Origin of the sequence: Paracoccus niistensis (assembly GCF_042432925.1) — a bacterium.
GTDB classification, from domain to species: domain Bacteria; phylum Pseudomonadota; class Alphaproteobacteria; order Rhodobacterales; family Rhodobacteraceae; genus Paracoccus; species Paracoccus niistensis.
Window position 1 is genome coordinate 76,545 of the sequence record NZ_JBHLWE010000034.1, and the last position, 19,903, is coordinate 96,447.

Genomic DNA, 19,903 nt, shown 5'->3' on the forward strand with positions numbered 1-19,903 from the left:
CATTGCGGAACCGGCGCGGCGCAACTATCTTGATCCGTGAAGGATGCGCCTTGCTGCACCGCGCATGAAGGGACAAAGCCATGGCCAGGGAAACTTCACCGCGCAAGATCGAGAACCCGCCACCGCCGCGGCAGGTCAAGCGGCCCGCCACGACCGACGAACTGGTCGAGCGTCTGCTGAATGCCCGCAATTCGAACGAGATTGCGGCGGTGATCGGATTGCCTCCCATTACCGGCCTCTCGGGTCCGAAGATCGCGTATTGAGACCGGCGCGCAACCGCGCCAGTTCACCGGGCAGGGTCGCGGCAATGCGCGCGGCCTCTCTCTGACGGGCGGCGGCTGCAAGGGCCTCGACCGCCTCGCGCCCACCCTCCAGACTTGCCGTCAGGATGATCATCGCGCGGCGCCCGGTCATCAGCGTCTCGTCGTTCAGCGTCAGGTAGTCGCGGAACATCTCGGTCGCGCGTTCGGGCTGGTCCTTGGCATTGGCGCGAATGTCCTGCGCCAAGGCCGAGCGGACGGCCAGCAGGCGGTAATAGCGCACCACCGGGTCGATGGCCCATTCGGGCAGGATGTGCACCTCCTCGACAATGGCGCGGAAGATGCGGTCGTTGGCGTCATGCGGCAGGATCGGAACATGACGCCCCTGAGCCAGACGCGCCACCATCGCCTCGCGCGCGTCCGGGTCATCCAGCGTCTGCCCTTCCAGCGCGGCCACATGGGCGCGGATCTCGGCCAGCAGCGCGCGCTGGATGTCGCCCACGCGCTCCTCGCGCAGCTGGCGGTCGCGGCGGCGCGACAGCGCGTGCGTCCAGAACCATCCGGCCGCCACCACGCCACCGCCGACAAGGGCGGTGACGAGCGCCGCGGCGACCCGGTCGTTCAGGAACAGCCCGCGCAGGTCCACCTGCTCACTCGAACTCCATGATGACGTCGTCGACCTTGAGGCTCTGCCCGGCTTCGGCGTTGACCGACTTGACAGTGCTGCGGCGCTCGGCGCGCAGGATGTTCTCCATCTTCATGGCCTCGACAGTGGCCAGCGCCTGGCCCTCCTGCACCTCGTCACCGGGCTGCACGTTGATGCGGACGACAAGGCCCGGCATCGGGCAAAGCAGGAACTTCGAGGTGTCGGGCGGCAGCTTTTCCGGCATCAGCCGCGCGAGTTCCGCCGTGCGGGGACGCCGCACATGGGCCTTGAGGTCGGCGCCGCGCGTCCGCAGGCGCATCCCGGCGGCGATCTTGTCCACCTTCAGCGCCAGCGGCTCGCCGTCCACCGTCAGGCGGGCCAGCGACATGCCGGGCTTCCAGTCCGATTCCACCCGCAAGCTGCGGCCGTTCACCTCGACGGACGAGCCGGTCCTGTCGGCGCGGACGCGGACCGGGAACTCCTGCCCGTTCAGCACGACGACCCAGTTCTCACCCACGCGGCGCTCGTGGTTGTCCAGCCGGCCGGTGATCTGGGTGCGGCGGATTTCCGCGACGCGGTGCATGGCGGCCGCGGCGGCCGCGACACGTTCCATCTGCTCAGACGGCAGGGTCGCACCCTGGAAGCCCTCGGGATATTCCTCGGCGATGAAGGCCGTCGAGATGTCGCCCGAGACGAAGCGGGGATGATCCATCACCGCCGACAGGAAGGGCAGGTTGTGGCCGATGCCTTCGACTTCGAAGCCGTCCAGCGCCCGGCGCATCGCCTCGATGGCCCCGGCGCGGTCGGGTGCCCAGGTACAGAGCTTGGCGATCATCGGGTCGTAGTACATCGAGATCTCGCCGCCCTCGTAGACGCCGGTGTCGTTGCGGACGCCGGTGTCCGCCGCAGGGGGGGCGTCGCCGGGATGGGCGGGCACCCACTTGTCCGCCTCCAGCAGCGGACCTGCCGCCGTTTCGACGGGCGGACGATAGCGCGTCAGCCGCCCGATCGAGGGCAGGAAGTTGCGATAGGGGTCCTCGGCATAAAGGCGGCTTTCGATGGCCCAGCCGGTGATCTTCAGGTCACCTTGGGTGAAAGGCAGCGGCTCGCCAGCGGCGACCCGGATCATCTGCTCGACCAGATCGACGCCGGTGATGAGTTCCGTCACCGGATGCTCGACCTGAAGACGGGTATTCATTTCAAGGAAGTAGAAGTTCTTGTTCGCGTCAACAATGAACTCGACCGTGCCTGCCGAGGTGTAGCCGACGGCCTTGGCCAAGGCGACTGCCTGCTCGCCCATGGCGCGGCGCGTCTTGGGGTCGAGGAAGGGCGAGGGCGCCTCCTCGATGACCTTCTGGTTCCGGCGCTGGATCGAGCACTCGCGTTCGTGCAGGTAGACGCAATTGCCGTGCTTGTCGGCCAGCACCTGGATTTCGATGTGGCGCGGCTGGGTCACGAACTTCTCGATGAAGATGCGGTCGTCACCGAAGCTGCTGGCGGCCTCGTTCTTCGAGGACTCGAAGCCCTCGCGCGCTTCCTGGTCGTTCCAGGCGATCCGCATCCCCTTGCCGCCGCCGCCGGCGCTGGCCTTGATCATCACCGGATAGCCGATCTGCGAGGCAATCCGCACCGCCTCGTCGGCATCCGCGATCAGGCCCATGTAGCCGGGGACGGTCGAGACGCCGGCCTCCTGCGCGATCTTCTTCGAGGTGATTTTGTCGCCCATGGCCTCGATCGCGGGCGAGGGCGGGCCGACGAAGACCACGCCCTCTTTCTCAAGGGCCGCGGCGAAGTTCATGTTCTCGCTGAGGAAGCCATAGCCCGGATGCACCGCCTCGGCGCCGGTCTGGCGGATGGCCTCCATGATCCTGTCGATCACGATATAGGACTGGTTCGCAGGCGGGGGGCCGATATGGACCGACTCGTCGGCCATGCGGACATGCAGCGCGTTGCGGTCGGCGTCCGAATAGACGGCGACGGTGGCGATCCCCATCTTCCGTGCGGTCTTGATGACGCGGCAGGCGATCTCTCCGCGGTTGGCGATCAGGATCTTCTTGAACATGCGTGTCCCTTGGTGGCGCTGGATATGAGAAAGCCGCCCCGGTCGATCAGACCGGGACGGCGGAAAAGGACTGGAAACGCGCGAGACGCGCGCGGGTCAGCTTACTGGCAGAGACGGACGTCGTCGCAAAGCGCGCCGCCGACGGCGCCGATCGCCGCGCCCTTGAGGCGGTCGCTGCCGCCCTTGCCGCGAACCTGCTGGACGACATAGCCGGCGCCCGCGCCGATGATGGCGCGGTCGGCGTCGGTGGGCTGGATGTTCTGCGTGCAGCCGGCCAGCAGCGCCGCGCTGAGACCGCCCACGATGAGGAGCTTCCGGGACATGAGATATCCTTCAACGAGAGGCCGGGACCTTGCACCCGGGCAGCGTGCCCCTGCGCAGTGACTCCCGGCCATTTGGAATTCGAACCGTCTTGGCTGGCGATCAACGCCAGCCAGGGGTCAGGGTTCCGCTCAGGGGGCGCAGACGCCCACGTCGTCGCACAGGGCACCCGCCGCACCGCCGATGAGGGCGCCGGTCGACACGCGCTCGTCCAGCGCCTTGGCGACGACGGCACCCGCGACTGCGCCACCCGCGGCACGCTGCGCGTCGGGCGACAGGCCGGTACCGTAGCCGGGCTGGCAAGCCGCAACGGTGCCGACGAGCAGGGCCGCGCCGCAAACGCGGAGGAGGAAGGATTTCTGCATGGTATTCTGCCTGTATTCGTGGCCCGCGAGCGGGCGAGTGGTTTAGCGTGCGCGATCACTATGACATCCCCGAACGGGACGTCAAACTGACAAGCGGGTGATGGCGCACACACAGGCATCATCCCGCGCATCACTCATCTTCCTCGTCGAAGTCCTCGTCATCCCAGCGAAAAGTCTCACGGGCGTCCGGTGCGAAGAGTTCGGGGAAGCTTGCCTCGGCACGCTTGAGGTCGACGCGAAGAAGCTGCTCGTAGCTGGTCGGATTCAGCTTGCCGACAGGCACGACCTCGCGCCCCAGCAGCCAGGACAGGCGGCCCGCGTCGAGGTTGCCGCGCTCGAAGGGCTCGTCGCCGAAATGTTCGATCAGCGCGGCCAGAAAGCCCGCATCGGCGCGCCGGTCGCCGGGCGAGCGGTCACGATAGCGTTCGCGCGCGACCAGCTTGGTTGCCCCCTTGGGACTGGCGCGGCGAATGACGAACTGGTGGTCGGTGGACGGAAGCCGTCCGGGGAAACCGCGATGCTTCAGCATGATGCCTCGCCTCTCGAAAGGACGCAAAGCGGCGCGGCGGCGGCGATGCGCGGACCCGAGGGCCCGCGCCGCAAGGCGTCAGTTGGCGCCGTACTTGCCCTGGAACACAGGCTCGGGCGCCACGACGACGGGCGCCGGGGTCGGCGCGGGCTGCTGCTGCTGGCAGGCCGAGACCAGGCCGGCGAGAACCAGCGCGAGGGCGAGCTTTTTGGACATGAATGGCTCCTGTTAGGCGGGGTCTGAGTGCCCCGGCTGCTCGATGAGCGGACCGCACCGCGCGGCCGCCGGCACATGTTAGCCGGGGCGCCCGACAGGGGACAGGGCGCGGCCGACGCGCCGCGCGCGCCATGTGGCAGGGTTGCATCAGGGCGGCTGCCGCCGCAGTCCTTGCAGATCATCACATCGGTTCCCACACACAGGCGTCACGGTTGGCGGGGATCGAGAACCCCTCGAAAAGCTGCACGATCCCGGGGTCGAAGCTGCCGAAGGGGCTGGGCGCCGAGGCCATCGAGATCACCACCTGGCTCGGGCGCGGCGACTGCCCGGCCAGACGGGGCAGGGCATAGTTCTCGCACAGCCAGACGATGTCGCGGTGGACGGGGTCCTGCATCAGGATGTCCGGGGCCGCCGGCAGCGCCATCTCGCCCCCAGCCCCCAGCGCCGCCTCGTCCTGGTGGGCCTCGTCCAGCGGACTTCCCTCGGCCCCCTCGGGCAGGGTGGCGTCCGGCGGCGCAAGCTCGGACGGCAGGGGCGCGTCGTTGATGCCGCCGCTGTCCGGCAGCGGCTGGAGCGACAGGCCGCCCGCGCTGTCGTCGGGAACCTCCTGGATGATCAGGTCGCCCAGGGCGTCGTCCAGTTCGGCCTGCTCTTCGGGCGTCAGGGGCACATCCTCGCCGAAGGGCTCGTCCAGCATCTCGGGGGGCAGTCCCTCGGCCATGTCACCCTCGTCCAAGGGCGGGACCAGGGTCGCCAGCGAGGGCATGACGAAGCGATAGCGCTGCACCAGCCCCAGACCCGGGACACGGTCCGTCAGCTCTTCCTGCAGCCAGACCTCGGCGCCCGAGGGCACCGGGATCAGCGGCTGCGCACCGTTCGCGGCCATTCCGGCTGCGGTCGAGGCAAGGAGAAGAGCGGCGGACAATGGCGTCACAGCGGGATGTTGTCGTGCTTCTTCCAGGGGTTGGACAGCTGCTTGCTGCGCAGCGAGGCAAAGGCCCGTGCCACCCGCTTGCGGGTCGAATGGGGCTGGATCACCTCGTCGATGAAGCCCTTCTCGGCCGCCACGAAGGGGTTGGCGAAGCGGTCCTCGTAGTCCTTCGTCCGCGCGGCGATCTTGTCGGCCTGGCCCAGCTCGCTGCGATACAGGATCTCGACCGCGCCCTTGGCGCCCATCACGGCGATCTCGGCCGTGGGCCAGGCGTAGTTGAAATCGCCCCGCAGGTGCTTGGAGGACATGACGTCATAGGCCCCCCCATAAGCCTTGCGGGTGATGACCGTGACCTTCGGCACCGTCGCCTCGCCATAGGCAAACAGCAGCTTCGCCCCGTGCTTGATGACGCCGCCGTATTCCTGCGAGGTTCCCGGCAGGAAGCCCGGCACGTCCACCAGCGTCAGGATCGGGATGTTGAAGGCGTCGCAGAAACGCACGAAGCGCGCGGCCTTGCGGCTGGAGTCGATGTCCAGCACGCCCGCCAGCACCATCGGCTGGTTGGCCACGACGCCGACCGTCTGCCCCTCGATGCGGATGAAGCCGGTGATGATGTTGCCCGCAAAGTCGCGCTGGATCTCGTAGAAGTCGCCTTCATCGGCGACCTTCGTGATCAGCTCCTTCATGTCATAGGGCTGGTTCGGGTTATCAGGGATCAGCGTGTCCAGCGACGGCTCGATCCGCGCCGGGTCGTCGAAGAAGGGCCGGGTCGGGGCCTTTTCCCGGTTCGACAGCGGCAGGAGGTCAAACAGGCGGCGGATCTCGGACAGCGCCTCGACGTCATTCTCGAAGGCGCCGTCGGCGACCGAGGACTTCTTCGTGTGGGTCGATGCACCGCCCAACTGTTCCGCCGTGACGACCTCGTTGGTCACGGTCTTCACCACATCCGGGCCGGTCACGAACATGTAGGAGGTGTCCTTCACCATGAAGATGAAGTCAGTCATGGCCGGCGAATAGACCGCGCCACCCGCGCAGGGCCCCATGATGACGCTGATCTGCGGGATCACGCCACTGGCCATGACGTTCCGCTGGAACACGTCAGCGTAGCCGGCAAGCGACGCCACGCCTTCCTGGATGCGCGCGCCGCCCGAGTCGTTCAGCCCGATCACCGGCGCGCCGTTCTGCATCGCCATGTCCATGATCTTGCAGATCTTCTGCGCATGGGTTTCCGAAAGCGAGCCGCCAAAGACGGTGAAGTCCTGGCTGAAGACATAGACCATGCGGCCGTTGATGGTGCCCCAGCCGGTCACGACGCCATCGCCGTAGGGGCGGTCATCCTCCATCCCGAAGTCGGTGGAACGGTGGCGGACGAACATGTCGAACTCCTCGAACGAGCCCTCGTCCAGAAGGATGTCCAGCCGCTCGCGCGCCGTCAGCTTGCCGCGCGCGTGCTGCGCGTCGATACGGCGCTGGCCACCGCCCATGCGCGCCTGCTGCCGCCGGTCTTCCAGCTGTTCGACGATGTCCTTCATGCCGCCCCTCCGTCCATGCCTGGCGGGACAATAGGGAAAGCCGGTGGTGACGCAAAGCGGAAAGGGGGAAGTTTGCAAAGTGGCCTGTTAACGGCGGCCAATTGCCGCAAAATGGCAAACACCGACGGATGCAGGGCCTTGACGCGACCCTTGGCCCCCGTCATGCCGTGGCGCATGGGATTGACGATCGACCTCGGTGCCCTTGTGGCGAACTGGAAGGCGCTCGCGGACCGCGCACCAAGCGCGCGCCCCGGCGCGGTGGTCAAGGCGGATGCCTATGGCCTAGGCGCGGCGCAGGTGGCGCCGGCGCTTTACGCGGCGGGCGCGCGCGACTTCTTCGTGGCGCAGGCCTTCGAGGGCAGGGCGATTCGCCCTCTGCTTGCGCCGGATGCCCGCATCTTCGTGCTGTCCGGGCACATGCCGGGGCAGGACCTGGCCGGGCTGATCCCCGTGCTGAACAGCCCCGAGCAGTTCTTCCGCGACCGCGCCCTGCGGCCCCGCGCACCGTTTGCGATCCAGCTCGACACCGGCATGAACCGGCTGGGGTTTGAGCCCGCCGAATGGGCCTCGGTCTGGTCCGAGGCGCTGTCGGCGGGCACGGACGAGGGCACGGGCCCGGCGCTGGTCATGTCGCACCTGATGTGCGCCGACGAGCCGGGCCATCCCGCCAACGCTGCCCAGCTTCGCGCCTTCCGCGAGATGACCGAGGGCGTGACGGCGCCCCGCTCGCTGGCGGCGACGGGCGGCATCCTGCTGGGTCCCGACTATCACTTCGACGTGACGCGCCCCGGCATCGGCCTTTACGGCGGCGAGCCGTTCCTCGACGCGCGTCCTGTCGTTACCCTTGCGCTTGAGGTGATACAGACCCGCAGCGTCGCGGCGGGCGAGGCGGTGGGCTACGGCTGCACATGGATCGCGCCGCGTACCAGCCGGATCGCCACGGTCTCGGCCGGCTATGCGGACGGACTGCCGCGCGCCCTTTCGGGCAAGGGGCTGATGCTTTGGGCTGGGGACCGCAGCGCGCCGGTCGTGGGCCGCGTCTCGATGGACCTCATCACGGTCGATGTGACTGACCTGCCCGATGTGCCGGACAGGCTGGAGATCATGAACGCCCGGCAGGGCATCGAGGATCTCGCGCGCCTGGCCGGGACCATCGGCTATGAGATCCTGACCTCGCTGGGTTCGCGCTATCCGCGCGATTACCGGCCGGCTTAACTGTCGGTTAGGGACCCCATGCTACGCAATCTCCTGTCTCATCGCCTCAGGAGGATTCGGCATGGCTTACGCGACGATCGACTTTCACCACCCGCAGACCGGGGCGCTGAAGCAGGCGCCGGTCGGATTTTCCTGGACAACGCTGTTCTTCGGCTTCTTTCCGGCGCTGTTCCGGGGGCACTGGACCGGGGCGCTGATCATCTTCCTGATCGGCTGGATCACTCTGGGCTTCGCGCAACTGGTCTTCGCCTTCATCTACAACAAGATGTATGTGAAGCACCTGCTGAGCGAAGGTTTCAAATTGTCCAGCTCCTCCTCCGATCCGGCCGAACTGTCCCGCCGCCTGCGGATCGATCTGCCCCTTGACCCGACCCGCGCCCAACCCCTTCCGGCCTGACCCCGTCCGCGCAGTCGGCCGCGCCACGCTGGCGCTTCTGCGCGGGATCGGCGCGGTCGCCATCTTCGCCGCGCGGGGACTGGCCGCGCCGGGGTTCTCGCCCCGGCTGCTGGCCGAACAACTGCTGCGCATCGGCTGGCTGTCCCTGCCGGTCGTGGGGCTGACGGCGCTTTTCACCGGCGCTGCGCTGGCCCTGCAGATCAACGCGGGCGGTGAGCGGTTCCAGGCGGGCGACGTGGTGCCCGCCATTGTGGCGATCGGCATGGTGCGGGAACTCGGGCCCGTCCTGGGCGGGTTGATGGTGGCAGCACGGGTCGCCTCGTCGATCGCGGCCGAGATCGGCTCGATGCGCGTGACGGAACAGATCGACGCGCTGGTGACGCTGTCCACCGACCCGGTGGGCTGGCTTGTGAGGCCGCGCCTCTGGGCCGCGATCCTGTCGGTGCCGGTCCTTGTGGGCGTGGGCGATACGATCGGCATCATGGGCGGCTGGCTGATCGGGACGACGACGCTGGGCTTCACCTCGCAGGCTTATCTGGCGAACTCCTGGGCCTATCTTGAAACCTGGGACGTGCTGTCGGGGCTGCTGAAGGGCGCGGCCTTCGGCTTCATCGTGGCGCTGGCCGGCTGCTGGTTCGGGATGAACGCGGGCCGCGGCGCGGCGGGCGTGGGGCGGGCGACGACAAACGCGGTCGTCGCGGCGTCGGTCGGTATCCTTGCCGCGAATTTTGTCCTTACGGGATTGTTCTTTACATGAGCGCGCCGGTCATCGAGACGCGCGGCCTTTGCAAGTCCTTCGGGCCTCAAAGGGTGCTGGACGGCGTAAACCTGACCGTCGCGCGGGGCGAGAGCCTTGTCGTGATCGGCGGCTCGGGCACCGGCAAGTCGGTGCTGCTGCGCACGATCCTGGGGTTGGAAAGCGCCGACGCGGGCGAGGTCCTGCTGGACGGCCAGCCTGCCTCGGTCGTCGTGCGGGCGCGGTTCATGCGCGACTTCGGGATGCTGTTCCAGAACGCCGCGCTGTTCGACAGCCTGCCCGTCTGGCGCAACGTGGCCTTCCGGCTGTTGCGTGTGATGCCCGCCGACCAGGCCCGCGCCCGAGCTGTCGAGCGGCTGGCCCGCGTGGGCCTTGGCCCCGAGGTCGCGGACCGGATGCCGGCCGACCTGTCCGGGGGGATGCGCAAGCGCGTGGGTCTTGCCCGCGCCATCGCCGCCGACCCCCGGGTGATCTTCTTCGACGAGCCGACCACCGGCCTTGATCCCCAGCGAGCGGCTGCGATCAACCGCCTGATCCGCGACATCGTGACCGAGACGGGCGCGACCGCCGTGACCATCACCCATGACATGACCAGCGTGCGGACCATCGCCGACCGCGTGGCCTTGCTGGATCAGGGCAGGGTGCGCTGGCAGGGGCCCGTCGCGCAGATGGATGGGGCCGACGACCCGGTGCTGCGCGCCTTTGTGCAGGGCGAGCCGCTGGACTGGGGACCACTCGCCGCAACCGGGCCGCGAGGATGAGCGCTGCCGAGCATCCGCACATTTGTGGCCCGAGGCTTGCCTTCGCCCACCCCCGCCTGCAACATGAATGCAAGCCACAGACGAGGACGCAGTGGGTCTGACCCCGACAAACCCTTCCGCCGCAGCGGGCGAGACCCTGCTTGAGTTTCCCGACAACCGCCTGCTCATGGACCTGTGCGGCCCCCATGACCGCCATCTGGCCCGGATCGAGCAGGCGCTGGGCGTCCACGTCCTGCGGCGTGGCAACCAGCTGTCCGTCGTTGGCCCGGCCGAGGCGCAGGCAGAGGCGGCGCAGATCCTGCGCGGCCTTTACGCCCGCCTGGAACAGGGCCGCGCGGTCGAACTGACCGAGGTCGAATCGGCCCTGCGCATGGGCACCGAGGCTGATGGCCCCGCCGCCACCCCGGCCCAGCAGCTCGAGATGTTCGGCCAAGGCAAGGTCGAGCTGCGGACCCGCAAGAAGATCGTCGAGCCGCGCACCGAGGCGCAGCGCGACTATGTCCGCTCTCTTTTCGCCAACGAGCTTGCCTTCGGGATCGGCCCGGCGGGCACGGGCAAGACCTATCTGGCCGTCGCCGTCGGCGTCACCATGCTGATCGACGGCCATGTGGACCGCATCATCCTGTCGCGCCCCGCTGTCGAGGCGGGCGAGCGGCTGGGTTTCCTGCCGGGCGACATGAAGGAAAAGGTCGATCCCTACATGCAGCCGCTCTATGACGCGCTGAACGACTTCCTGCCCGCGCGCCAGATGCAGAAGCTGATGGAGGAAAAGCGGATCGAGATCGCGCCCTTGGCCTTCATGCGGGGCCGGACGCTGGCGAATGCCTTTGTCGTGCTGGACGAGGCGCAGAACGCCACCACCATGCAGATGAAGATGTTCCTGACCCGCCTGGGCGAGGGCTCGCGCATGGTCATCACCGGCGACCGCACCCAGGTGGACCTGCCGCGCGGCGTCCAGTCCGGCCTGCGCGACGCGGAACGCATCCTCGCGGGCGTGCCGGGGATCTCGTTCAGCTACTTTACCGCCTCGGATGTGGTGCGTCACCCGCTGGTCGCCCGCATCATCCAGGCCTATGACGCGGACGACGAGGCCAGCGGCAGCGATGACCGCCCTGCACAGGGTTATGGCGGCTATCCGCCCCGCCGCGACTGGCGCCGCGGCCCTGAGGGGTCGCGCGATGTCTGACCTGTCCAACCCTGACACCCTGCCCGAGCCCGACCCCGTCGATATCGTCATCGAGGACGAGCGCTGGCTGGACGTCGACCTGCAAGGCATGGCCGAGCGGGCAGCGGCGGCTGCGACCCGCCACTTGGGCATCGACGCGGTCGAGATCGTGGTGATGGGTTGCGATGACGCCCGCATCGCCGCGTTGAACGACCACTTCCGGGGCAAGGCCAAGCCCACGAACGTGCTCAGCTGGCCCTCGGTCGAGCCTGCGCCCCGCGCGCCCGGCGACGTGCCGGTCCCGCCCGAAACGGACGAGCTGGGCGACATCGCCATCAGCTTCGACACCTGCAAGGCCGAGGCCGAGGCGCAGGGCAAGCCCTTTGCCGACCATGTCACCCATCTTCTGGTCCACGCGATCCTGCACCTGGCCGGCTATGACCACGAGGCGGATGCCGACGCGGAAACCATGGAGGATGCCGAGCGTTCGATTCTCGCCAGCCTCGGCATTCCGGACCCTTACCGAGAGCACTGAGTCCCATGAACGATCCCCAGAGTCCCGGCGAAGCTTCAGGCGACGCCGAACCTCCCAGTCCGAACAGGACCCTCCATTCCCACCCTCTTGCTGAGTGGGAAGCCCCGCCCCCCGAGACACCCGATCCACCCGCCCGTGGCTTTCTGGGCCGCATCCTCAGGACGCTGGGGCCGCTGGCCCCCGAGCCCGAGGACGCCCCGGACAGCATGATGGAGGCCGCGACCTCGGCCGAGGCGCCCAGCATCCTCAACCTGCGGCGCATGTCGGTGGACGACGTCGCCGTGACCAAGACCGACATCGTGGCGGTCCCGGTGACCGTCGGCCTGCCCGAACTGGTCGAGGTCTTCCGCGAGCATGGCTATTCCCGCGTCCCGGTCTATCGCGGCAACCTGGACCAGCCGCTAGGTCTGATCCACCTGAAGGATCTGGCGCTCAAGCACGGCTTCGCCCCCAAGGGCGCGCCACGTTTCGCGCTGCGTCCCCTGCTCAGGCCGCTGCTTTACGTTCCAGGCTCGATGCCCATCGGCGCGCTGCTGCAGCAGATGCAGCAGAAGCGCATCCACATGGCGCTGGTGATCGACGAATACGGCGGGGTGGACGGGCTGGTCACGATCGAGGACCTGATCGAGCAGGTCATCGGCGAGATCGACGACGAACATGACGAAAGCGAGGACGGGTTGTGGGTGCAGGAACGCCCCGGCCAGTGGCTTGTCCTGGCCCGCGCCCCCATCGACCGGGTCGAGGCCGAGATCGGCGTCAAGCTGATCAGCGGCGTCTACGAGGAAGAGATCGACACCTTGGGCGGCCTGATCTTCATGCTGGCGGGACATGTGCCTGTCAGGGGAGAGGTCGTGACTGACGACAGCGGCGTCCAGTTCGAGGTGGTGGATGCCGATGCCCGGCGCATCAAACGCGTTCGCTTGCGCCTTCCCGGCACGGCTGAAGGCGGAACCATCGCCTGATCCGACAACGGCGGGGCGCGCGTGCTGCGCGCCCGCCTTATAGGCCCTCAGCCAGCGGGCACCACGTCACCCCTAGCCATGATCTCGCGGATCTGCCGGGGAATGTCCGAGGTTGCGGCGGCCCAGGGGCTTGCCTTGGTGCGGGCGCGATGGGCTTCCAGTGCGGCCGCGTCGCGGAACAGTTCCTCGACGCGCCAGACCAGCGGGTCGTCCGTCTGCGCGATCTCGAAGAAAAGGCATCCCGGCTCGGCGCGGCTGGCAGCGACATGGGCCTCGACATGCGTCAGAAGGGCCATGAGTTGCCCCATATCGGCGCAGGTGATCTGTCCCGACAGCGCGACCTGGGATCCGACCGGGTGGGGGCGGGCGCAGTCATGGTGGGCGTGGTGCTGGCCGCAGGCGCAGGCTGACACGGGCATTCTCCTTCGTGGCGATCAGCCCCGGATCAGGGCATCGAAATCGGGATAGCTGTCCTGCTGCGGCATCCCGGCGGAATAGCCAAGGGCCTTGGGACTTTCGTAAGGATCATCGGTCGCGGCGCCGGGGTGGCAGGCGCGCAGGTATTGCCGCGTGACGCTTTCCGTCGCGCCGTAGACCTCGGGCAGGGGCAGGACCAGCCAGCTTCCGTCGTCAGTCTGGAACGCAGGGCGCGCGGGCGAACAGAAGAACTGAACGTTGTGGGGCTTGGACCAGGCCAGTCCAGCAGGAGCGGAGGTCGGATAAAGGCCGCCGGAAAGTTCACTTTGCGCCACGGTGACGGTGGACTCGACGCGCCGGCCGGGGACAGCCGCGCTGCCCTGTCCGATCTCGCGGGCAGGGGACTGGCTGAGCCAGGTGCAGCCTTCCATGTGGCAGCGGCCGACGAACACGCCGCCCTTGTTTCCGGCGTCGGAGGTAGTGTTGCCCGCGGCACGGACGCAGATGGTGAAGTCCGCACCCCGCCAGCAGGCCCGGTCCTGGACCATCCGCCGCGCCTCGCCCCAGCGGGACCGAACGCCGAAGGGCGTCAGGCCGCGCACCTCGCCCATACCGGGGCCGACGACATCCAGCGACAGCGAACTCGCGCCGCCCATCGTGCGCTCGTCCATCATGGCGATGTCGAAGCTGCCGCCACGGCGGGCCGAGAATCGGCAGGGGCCGTCCACGCGTTCCCCCTTGGCCGTGATCTCGCACAGGGCCTCGGCGGCATGGGCAGGAACTGCCGAAAAAGGCAGGCTCAAGGCGAGAAGAAGGACTTGCAATCTGCGCATGATCGGTTCTCGACGGAACGCTTGTCCCCTCGGATCATGCACAAGAACGGATGTTTGCCAATCATCCGCCAAGGAATGTTGGGCAGATCCCGGAGGTCTCCGGTCTTTCGCGTCAGTACGCGTTTATTCCCATTCGATCGTGCCCGGGGGCTTCGAGGTGATGTCGTAGGTCACGCGGTTTATGCCCTTGACCTCGTTGATGATCCGGGTCGCCGTCTCGCCCAGGAACTGGTGCGTGAAGGGATAGTAATCTGCCGTCATCCCGTCCACCGAGGTCACCGCCCGCAGCGCGCAGGCAAAGTCATAGGTGCGCCCGTCGCCCATGACGCCCACCGTGCGGACCGGCAGGATCGCCACAAAGGCCTGCCAGATCTCGTCGTAAAGCCCGTGTTTGCGAATCTGGTCGATGTAGACGGCGTCGGCCTTGCGCAGGATGTCGAGCTTCTCGCGCGTGATCTCGCCGGGGCAGCGGATGGCGAGGCCGGGGCCCGGGAAGGGGTGGCGGCCGATGAAGCGGTCAGGCAGGCCGAGCTCGCGGCCCAAGGCGCGGACCTCGTCCTTGAACAGCTCGCGCAGGGGTTCGACCAGCTTGAGGCCCATCTTCTCGGGCAGCCCGCCCACGTTGTGGTGCGACTTGATCGTGACCGAGGGGCCGCCCGAGAAGCTGACCGATTCGATCACGTCGGGATAGAGCGTGCCCTGCGCGAGGAACTCGGCGCCACCGATTTCGGCCGCGTGCTTCTGGAACACGTCGATGAAGAGGCGTCCAATGGTCTTGCGCTTGACCTCGGGGTCGCTGACGCCTTCCAGTTCGCCCAGGAACAGCTCGGATTCATCGGCATGGATCAGCGGGATGTTGTAGTGGTCGCGGAACATGGTCACGACCTCCTCGGCCTCGCCCAGCCGCAGAAGGCCGTGGTCCACGAAGACGCAGGTGAGCTGGTCGCCGATCGCCTCGTGGATCAGGACGGCGGCCACCGAGGAATCCACGCCGCCCGACAGGCCGCAGATGACCTTGGCGTCGCCCACCTGCTCGCGGATGCGGCGCACGGCCTCGGCGCGATAGCCGGCCATGGTCCAGTCGCCGGTGAAGCCCGCGAGGCGCAGGAAGTTCTCCAGCATGGTGCGGCCGTTCGGGGTATGGTGCACCTCGGGGTGGAACTGCACGGCATAGAAGCGGCGCACTTCATCCGCGATCATGGCGTAAGGCGCATTGGGCGAGGTGCCGATGACCTCGAAGCCGGGCGCAAGGGCGGTGACGCGGTCGCCGTGGCTCATCCAGACTTCCTCGCGCCCGTCGGCGAACAGGCCTGCGAAGATGCCGTCGCCCGTGTGGCCCGGCGCGGGGGCGATGAAGGCGCGGCCGTATTCGGCGTGGTGCCCGGCCTCGACCCGGCCGCCCAGCTGCTGCATCATCGTCTGCTGGCCGTAGCAGATGCCGAAGACGGGGATGCCGAGGTCGAACAGCGCCTGCGGGGCGCGGGGGCTGCCCTCGCGTGTGACGCTGTCGGGGCCGCCCGACAGGATCACGGCCTGCGGCGGGTCGGCGCGCAGTTCGGCATCGGTCACCGCCTGATAGGGGCGGATCTCGCAAAACACGTTGAGCTCGCGAAGCCGACGCGCGATGAGCTGCGTGACCTGAGAGCCGAAGTCGATGATGAGCAGGCGCTGGTGCTGGGTCATGCCCGCGCTTTAGGCTTGCGCGCGGGCCTCGGCAAGCCTGTGCGAGAAAGGCTGCCTATACGCCCCACAGCGCCGACAGGGCGGCGGCGGGGTCCTCGGCCGACCAGATCTCGGGGCCGATGGCAATGAAATCGGCGATGCCCCAGAGACGGCGCACCAGGGCGGCGTCCAGCGCGCCCTCGGCCACGACGGGCACCTCGATCATCTCGGACCACCACTGGAAGAGGTCGAGGTCGGCAGGCTCTCCATGCCCCAGCGCGGTCGGACCGCAGGGGCCGAAGGAGACGTAATCTACGCCCGCCTCGCCCGCGTTCATTCCCTCGTGCCGCGAGCCGCCGCAAAAGGCGCCGACGATGGCATCCGCGCCCAGTTCCTTGCGCGCGTGCCGGACGGCGCGGGCACCATTGGTCAGGTGCACGCCATCAAGGCCGTGGCGCAGGGCCAGCGCCACATGGTCCTCGATCACCACCGCCACGTCGCGGGCATGAGCGATGTCGCGGGCCAGGTCGGCGATGCGGCCCAGTTCCGTCTCGTCCCCCGCGCCCAGCAGGCGCAGACAGGCGACGGGATGGGCGTCCAGCACCGCCGAAAGCCGGTCCCCGAGTTCCGAGGCAGGGATCAGCGCGGGGGCGATCAGGTAAAGCTGCGGCGCGTCCTCGGTCATGGCGTGGTCCCTTTCGTGGCAGTGGGTCGGGATACCGCAGGGACGCCGCGCGGGGAAGGGGGCGTCGGACCGGGGCGCTGCCCCATCGTCGTATACGACGATCCCGGGATGTTTGCACGAAGAAGAGAGAATGAGGCTTGTTGCCCGCCCGCTTGCCCGTGGCGCCGCTGCGCGCTAGGGGCGGCGCATGACCGAGACCTCTGCCCTGCAACCCGTCGTCATCCTCGTGCGCCCGCAGATGGGCGAGAACATCGGGGCCGCCGCCCGCGCGATGCTGAACTTCGGCCTGACCGAGATGCGGCTGGTCGACCCCCGCGATGGCTGGCCGAACCCCCGCGCCGTGGCGATGGCATCCGGCGCGGCGGGGCAGGTGCTGGACCGCGCGCGGGTGTTCCCGACGCTGGCCGAGGCGATGTTTGACGTGGATCATGCCTATGCCACGACCGCCCGAGGCCGCGAGCTGACCAAGCCGGTCCACACGCCCGCGACCGCGATGGCCGAGGCGCGGGGACTCGTGGCCGAGGGACGCCGCGTTGCCCTGATCTTCGGGCCGGAACGGGCGGGGCTGGAAAACGACGACATCGCGCGGGCCAATGCCATCGTGACGGTGCCGGTGAACCCGGATTTCCCCTCGCTGAACCTCGCGCAGGCCGTGTTGCTCATGGGCTATGAATGGGGGCGCGAGGCGCTACCCGCCCAGCCCGCGCCCGCCGCCAAGCGTCCGCCGGGCGAGGTGCCCGCCACGCGGCTGGAAATCGAGAAGCTTGCCGACCACTGGGAGGAGAAGCTGACCGAGGCGCGGTTCTTCTTCCCGCCCGAAAAGGCCGCGCCCATGCGGCTGACGCTGCGGAACCTGTGGTCGCGCCTGCCGCTGACCCGGGCGGATGTCCAGATCCTGCACGGGATGGTGCGGCAACTGACCTGGAAAACCCGCGCCGATTGACCTTTGCGGGCCGGACGGCCAATGTCCGGGCCGCGTCCCGCAAGCGACTGCAAGCGAACACCGAAGGGGCCCCCGCATGGCCAAGCGCCCGATTTTCGAGGAGGTGTCCACCGCGACACCTGCCGCCCGACCCGTCGCCAATCTGATCGACACCGCGTCCAAGGGCGCGCGCGGCGCGATCAGGGTCTGGCTGGTCGTCCTGTTTGTCATGGTCATGGCGATGATCGCGCTGGGCGGGGCCACGCGGCTGACCGGCTCGGGCCTGTCGATCACCGAATGGAAGCCCGTGACCGGCGCGCTGCCCCCCAGCGGGCAGGCGGCGTGGGAGGCGGAGTTCGCCAAATACCAGCAGATCCCGCAGTTCCGCGAGGAAAACCCGACCATGGACCTTGCCGGGTTCAAGCGCATCTACTGGTGGGAATGGAGCCACCGGCAGCTGGGCCGCGCGGTGGGCCTTGTCTGGGCCGTGGGCTTCCTGTTCTTCTGGCTGACGAAGCGCATCCCGCCGGGCTGGACGCCGCGGCTGCTGACGCTTGGCGCCCTGGGCGCGCTGCAGGGCGCCATCGGCTGGTGGATGGTCGCATCCGGGCTGGTCGAGGGCATGACCTCCGTCGCCTCCTATCGCCTCGCGACGCATCTGGGGTTGGCCTTTGCCATTCTCGGGCTGATCGCCTGGTATGTGTTCCACCTCGGCCGCCCCGAAGCGCAGCTGATCCGGGCGCGCCGCGCGGGCGAGCCCAAGCTGTTTTCCATGACCACGGGCCTGATGCACCTGTCATTCGTGCAGATCCTGATCGGTGCGCTGGTCGCGGGCATCGACGCCGGGCGGCAATATACCGGCTGGCCCACCATGGGCGGCGAGTGGATTCCCGACGCCATCTGGGACCCCGCGCTCGGCTGGCGCAACTTCTTCGAGAACGCGGCCACGGTGCAGTTCACGCACCGGATGGTGGCCTACCTGCTGGCTGTCTTCGCCGTCGTGGTCTGGCTGCGCGCGCGCCGCTCGCCCCATCCGGTCACGCGCGGGGCCTTCACGGTGATGATCGCCGCCGTGGCCTTCCAGGTCGTGCTGGGCATCGTGACCGTCATGCACGGCGCGCCCCTGCCCGAGGCGCTGGCCCACCAGATCGGCGCCGTGGCGCTGTTCGTCCTGATCATCCGGGCGCGCCACCATGCGCGTTATCCTTATGAAACCAGCGTGCGGGGGACGATCCGATGATTTCGGAAAACGCGGCCATGAACGAGCTGCTGGCTTTCCAGCGCGGGACCGAGGCCCTGTCCTCGATCGCCGAGCGGCTGTCCTGGGACCAGGAAACCGTGATGCCCCGCGGCGCGGTCGAGCAGCGGTCCGAGGAGATGGCCGCGATCGAGGCCGTCCTGCACGAGCGCCGCACCGACCCCCGCATCGGCGAATGGCTTGAACTGGCCGTCCCGCAGACCGAAAGCGAAGAGCGGATCGTCGCCCTGATCGCCCGCGACTTCGGCCGTGCGAATGCCATTCCCGCCGAGCTTGCGACCGAGATCGCGCGTCAGACGAGCCTCGGGCAGGGCATCTGGGCCGCCGCCCGCGCCAACGAGGCGCCGCAGGATTTCTTGCCGACGCTGGACCAGATCCTCGTGCTGAAGCAGGACCAGGGTCACGCGCTGGTCCGCGCGGGCTTCGGCAGCGACCCCTATGACGCACTGCTCGACGATTACGAACCCGGCACCACCCAGGCCGAGATCGCCGCCCTGTTCGATGCCATGCGCCCCCGCTTGGTGGCGCTGCGCGAGGAGATCCTGGGCGCCCCCGACCAGCCCGAGGCGCTGGAAGGGCGGTTCGCGCAGGAAACCCAGATGCGGCTGGCCCGCGCCTGCGCCACCGCCTTCGGCTATGACTGGTCGCGCGGGCGGATGGACATCGCGGTCCATCCCTTTTCCAGCGGCCGCTGGCAGGACAGCCGCATCACGACGCGGATCGTCGAAACGGACCCGTTCAACTGCATCTACTCGACGATCCACGAGGTCGGCCATTCCAGCTATGAACTGGGGATCGACCCCGACCACGCCTTCACGCCGCTGGGGCGGGGCGTGTCGATGGGGGTCCACGAAAGCCAAAGCCGCATCTATGAAAACCAGCTGGGCCGCAGCCGTGCCTTCACCGGCTGGCTGTTCGCGCGCATGACCGACATGACGGGCGGGCTGTCGGTGCCGGACGCCGATGCCTTCTACCGCACCGTGAACCGCGTGACACCCGGTTTCATCCGCACCGAGTCGGACGAGGTGCAATACAACCTGCACATCATGATGCGCTTCGACCTGGAACGCGACCTGATCTCGGGGCGGCTGTCCACCGACAACCTGGAGGAGGCTTGGAACACCCGCTTCCAGCGCGACTTCGGCGTGGCGGTGGACCGGCCCTCGAACGGCGTCCTTCAGGACGTTCACTGGTCGGTCGGACTGTTCGGTTATTTCCCGACCTATGCGCTGGGGAACGTCTATGCCGGTGCGCTGAATGCGGCCTTGCGGACGGCAGTGCCGGACCTCGACGACAGCCTTCAGGACGGGGACGCGACGCCCGCCACCGAATGGCTGCGCGAGAAACTTCAGCGCCACGGCGGCCTTTACGAGCCGCGCGACCTGGTCGAGCGCGCGACCGGCAGGCCGGTCACGCCCGAGCCGCTGCTGGCCTATCTGGAAGAAAAGTTCGCCGGCATCTACGGGCTGTAA

23 protein-coding genes are annotated in these 19,903 nt (G+C 68.3%); 11 read left to right on the forward strand and 12 right to left on the reverse strand.

What is annotated here, in order from left to right; genetic code table 11:
* The first annotated feature begins 80 nt into the window (after positions 1-80).
* Entirely contained in the window at positions 81-263 is a 183-nt protein-coding gene (locus tag ACFFII_RS10930; RefSeq protein ID WP_377698914.1) for a hypothetical protein, read from the forward strand.
* Here the strand turns inward: ACFFII_RS10930 and ACFFII_RS10935 are convergent.
* The 8 genes from ACFFII_RS10935 to ACFFII_RS10970 form a co-directional block, all read right to left on the reverse strand.
* Complete coding sequence (locus ACFFII_RS10935; protein ID WP_377698915.1) at positions 229-906, reverse strand: hypothetical protein; 678 nt, start codon at positions 904-906, stop codon at positions 229-231. The two genes, ACFFII_RS10930 and ACFFII_RS10935, sit on opposite strands and share 35 nt — an antisense overlap.
* Before the next feature lie 4 nt (positions 907-910).
* Positions 911-2,968, reverse strand: a complete 2,058-nt coding sequence (locus ACFFII_RS10940; protein ID WP_377698916.1) for an ATP-binding protein — start codon at positions 2,966-2,968, stop codon at positions 911-913.
* A gap of 101 nt (positions 2,969-3,069) precedes the next feature.
* Positions 3,070-3,291 carry a YMGG-like glycine zipper-containing protein gene (locus ACFFII_RS10945; protein ID WP_377698917.1) on the reverse strand — a complete coding sequence of 74 codons (222 nt, stop codon included), beginning with the start codon at positions 3,289-3,291 and terminating at the stop codon, positions 3,070-3,072.
* A 129-nt stretch (positions 3,292-3,420) separates the two neighbouring features.
* Positions 3,421-3,654, reverse strand: a complete 234-nt coding sequence (locus ACFFII_RS10950; protein ID WP_090755490.1) for a hypothetical protein — start codon at positions 3,652-3,654, stop codon at positions 3,421-3,423.
* 130 nt (positions 3,655-3,784) lie between these two features.
* Complete coding sequence (locus ACFFII_RS10955) at positions 3,785-4,183, reverse strand: hypothetical protein (protein ID WP_377698918.1); 399 nt, start codon at positions 4,181-4,183, stop codon at positions 3,785-3,787.
* A gap of 78 nt (positions 4,184-4,261) precedes the next feature.
* Positions 4,262-4,399 (reverse strand): hypothetical protein, encoded by a 138-nt coding sequence (locus ACFFII_RS10960; protein WP_377698919.1) that lies wholly within the window; start codon positions 4,397-4,399, stop codon positions 4,262-4,264.
* A 181-nt stretch (positions 4,400-4,580) separates the two neighbouring features.
* Positions 4,581-5,285: a DUF6497 family protein gene (locus ACFFII_RS10965; protein WP_377698920.1), complete on the reverse strand. Its 705-nt coding sequence runs from the start codon at positions 5,283-5,285 to the stop codon at positions 4,581-4,583.
* 44 nt (positions 5,286-5,329) lie between these two features.
* Positions 5,330-6,862, reverse strand: a complete 1,533-nt coding sequence (locus tag ACFFII_RS10970) for an acyl-CoA carboxylase subunit beta (RefSeq protein WP_377698921.1) — start codon at positions 6,860-6,862, stop codon at positions 5,330-5,332.
* Between the two features lie 174 nt (positions 6,863-7,036).
* Here ACFFII_RS10970 and alr point away from each other — a divergent pair, with 174 nt between their 5' ends.
* From alr to ACFFII_RS11005, 7 genes are all read left to right on the forward strand, one after another.
* Complete coding sequence (gene alr / locus ACFFII_RS10975; protein WP_377698922.1) at positions 7,037-8,077, forward strand: alanine racemase; 1,041 nt, start codon at positions 7,037-7,039, stop codon at positions 8,075-8,077.
* Between the two features lie 61 nt (positions 8,078-8,138).
* Positions 8,139-8,474, forward strand: coding sequence for a hypothetical protein (locus ACFFII_RS10980; protein ID WP_377698923.1), 336 nt, complete (start codon positions 8,139-8,141; stop codon positions 8,472-8,474).
* Complete coding sequence (locus ACFFII_RS10985; protein ID WP_377698924.1) at positions 8,440-9,231, forward strand: MlaE family ABC transporter permease; 792 nt, start codon at positions 8,440-8,442, stop codon at positions 9,229-9,231. Before ACFFII_RS10980 ends, ACFFII_RS10985 begins: the two co-directional genes overlap by 35 nt.
* On the forward strand, positions 9,228-9,992 hold the full coding sequence (locus ACFFII_RS10990) for an ABC transporter ATP-binding protein (protein WP_377698925.1): 765 nt from the start codon (positions 9,228-9,230) through the stop codon (positions 9,990-9,992). The genes ACFFII_RS10985 and ACFFII_RS10990 overlap by 4 nt, the downstream gene beginning before the upstream one ends.
* A 67-nt stretch (positions 9,993-10,059) precedes the next feature.
* Positions 10,060-11,178, forward strand: coding sequence for a PhoH family protein (locus ACFFII_RS10995; RefSeq protein WP_377698926.1), 1,119 nt, complete (start codon positions 10,060-10,062; stop codon positions 11,176-11,178).
* Positions 11,171-11,692, forward strand: coding sequence for an rRNA maturation RNase YbeY (gene ybeY / locus ACFFII_RS11000; protein WP_377698927.1), 522 nt, complete (start codon positions 11,171-11,173; stop codon positions 11,690-11,692). Before ACFFII_RS10995 ends, ybeY begins: the two co-directional genes overlap by 8 nt.
* Before the next feature lie 5 nt (positions 11,693-11,697).
* On the forward strand, positions 11,698-12,654 hold the full coding sequence (locus ACFFII_RS11005; protein ID WP_377698928.1) for a hemolysin family protein: 957 nt from the start codon (positions 11,698-11,700) through the stop codon (positions 12,652-12,654).
* Between the two features lie 47 nt (positions 12,655-12,701).
* On the opposite strand, the gene ACFFII_RS11010 is transcribed toward ACFFII_RS11005, so the two are convergent.
* The 4 genes from ACFFII_RS11010 to ACFFII_RS11025 form a co-directional block, all read right to left on the reverse strand.
* A complete protein-coding gene (locus tag ACFFII_RS11010; RefSeq protein WP_377698929.1) occupies positions 12,702-13,067 on the reverse strand; it encodes a putative quinol monooxygenase in 366 nt (121 codons plus the stop codon).
* Between the two features lie 21 nt (positions 13,068-13,088).
* A complete protein-coding gene (locus ACFFII_RS11015) occupies positions 13,089-13,874 on the reverse strand; it encodes a hypothetical protein (protein WP_377698930.1) in 786 nt (261 codons plus the stop codon).
* Between the two features lie 153 nt (positions 13,875-14,027).
* Positions 14,028-15,587 carry a glutamine-hydrolyzing GMP synthase gene (gene guaA, locus ACFFII_RS11020; protein WP_377698931.1) on the reverse strand — a complete coding sequence of 520 codons (1,560 nt, stop codon included), beginning with the start codon at positions 15,585-15,587 and terminating at the stop codon, positions 14,028-14,030.
* 55 nt (positions 15,588-15,642) lie between these two features.
* Positions 15,643-16,251: a thiamine phosphate synthase gene (locus ACFFII_RS11025; protein ID WP_377698932.1), complete on the reverse strand. Its 609-nt coding sequence runs from the start codon at positions 16,249-16,251 to the stop codon at positions 15,643-15,645.
* 187 nt (positions 16,252-16,438) lie between these two features.
* On the opposite strand from ACFFII_RS11025, the gene ACFFII_RS11030 reads away from it, so the two are divergent.
* The 3 genes from ACFFII_RS11030 to ACFFII_RS11040 all read left to right on the forward strand — a co-directional run bounded on the left by ACFFII_RS11030 (position 16,439) and on the right by ACFFII_RS11040 (position 19,903).
* On the forward strand, positions 16,439-17,194 hold the full coding sequence (locus ACFFII_RS11030) for an RNA methyltransferase (protein WP_377698933.1): 756 nt from the start codon (positions 16,439-16,441) through the stop codon (positions 17,192-17,194).
* A gap of 76 nt (positions 17,195-17,270) precedes the next feature.
* Complete coding sequence (ctaA, locus tag ACFFII_RS11035; protein ID WP_377698934.1) at positions 17,271-18,413, forward strand: heme A synthase; 1,143 nt, start codon at positions 17,271-17,273, stop codon at positions 18,411-18,413.
* 17 nt (positions 18,414-18,430) lie between these two features.
* Positions 18,431-19,903 (forward strand): carboxypeptidase M32, encoded by a 1,473-nt coding sequence (locus ACFFII_RS11040; RefSeq protein ID WP_377698935.1) that lies wholly within the window; start codon positions 18,431-18,433, stop codon positions 19,901-19,903.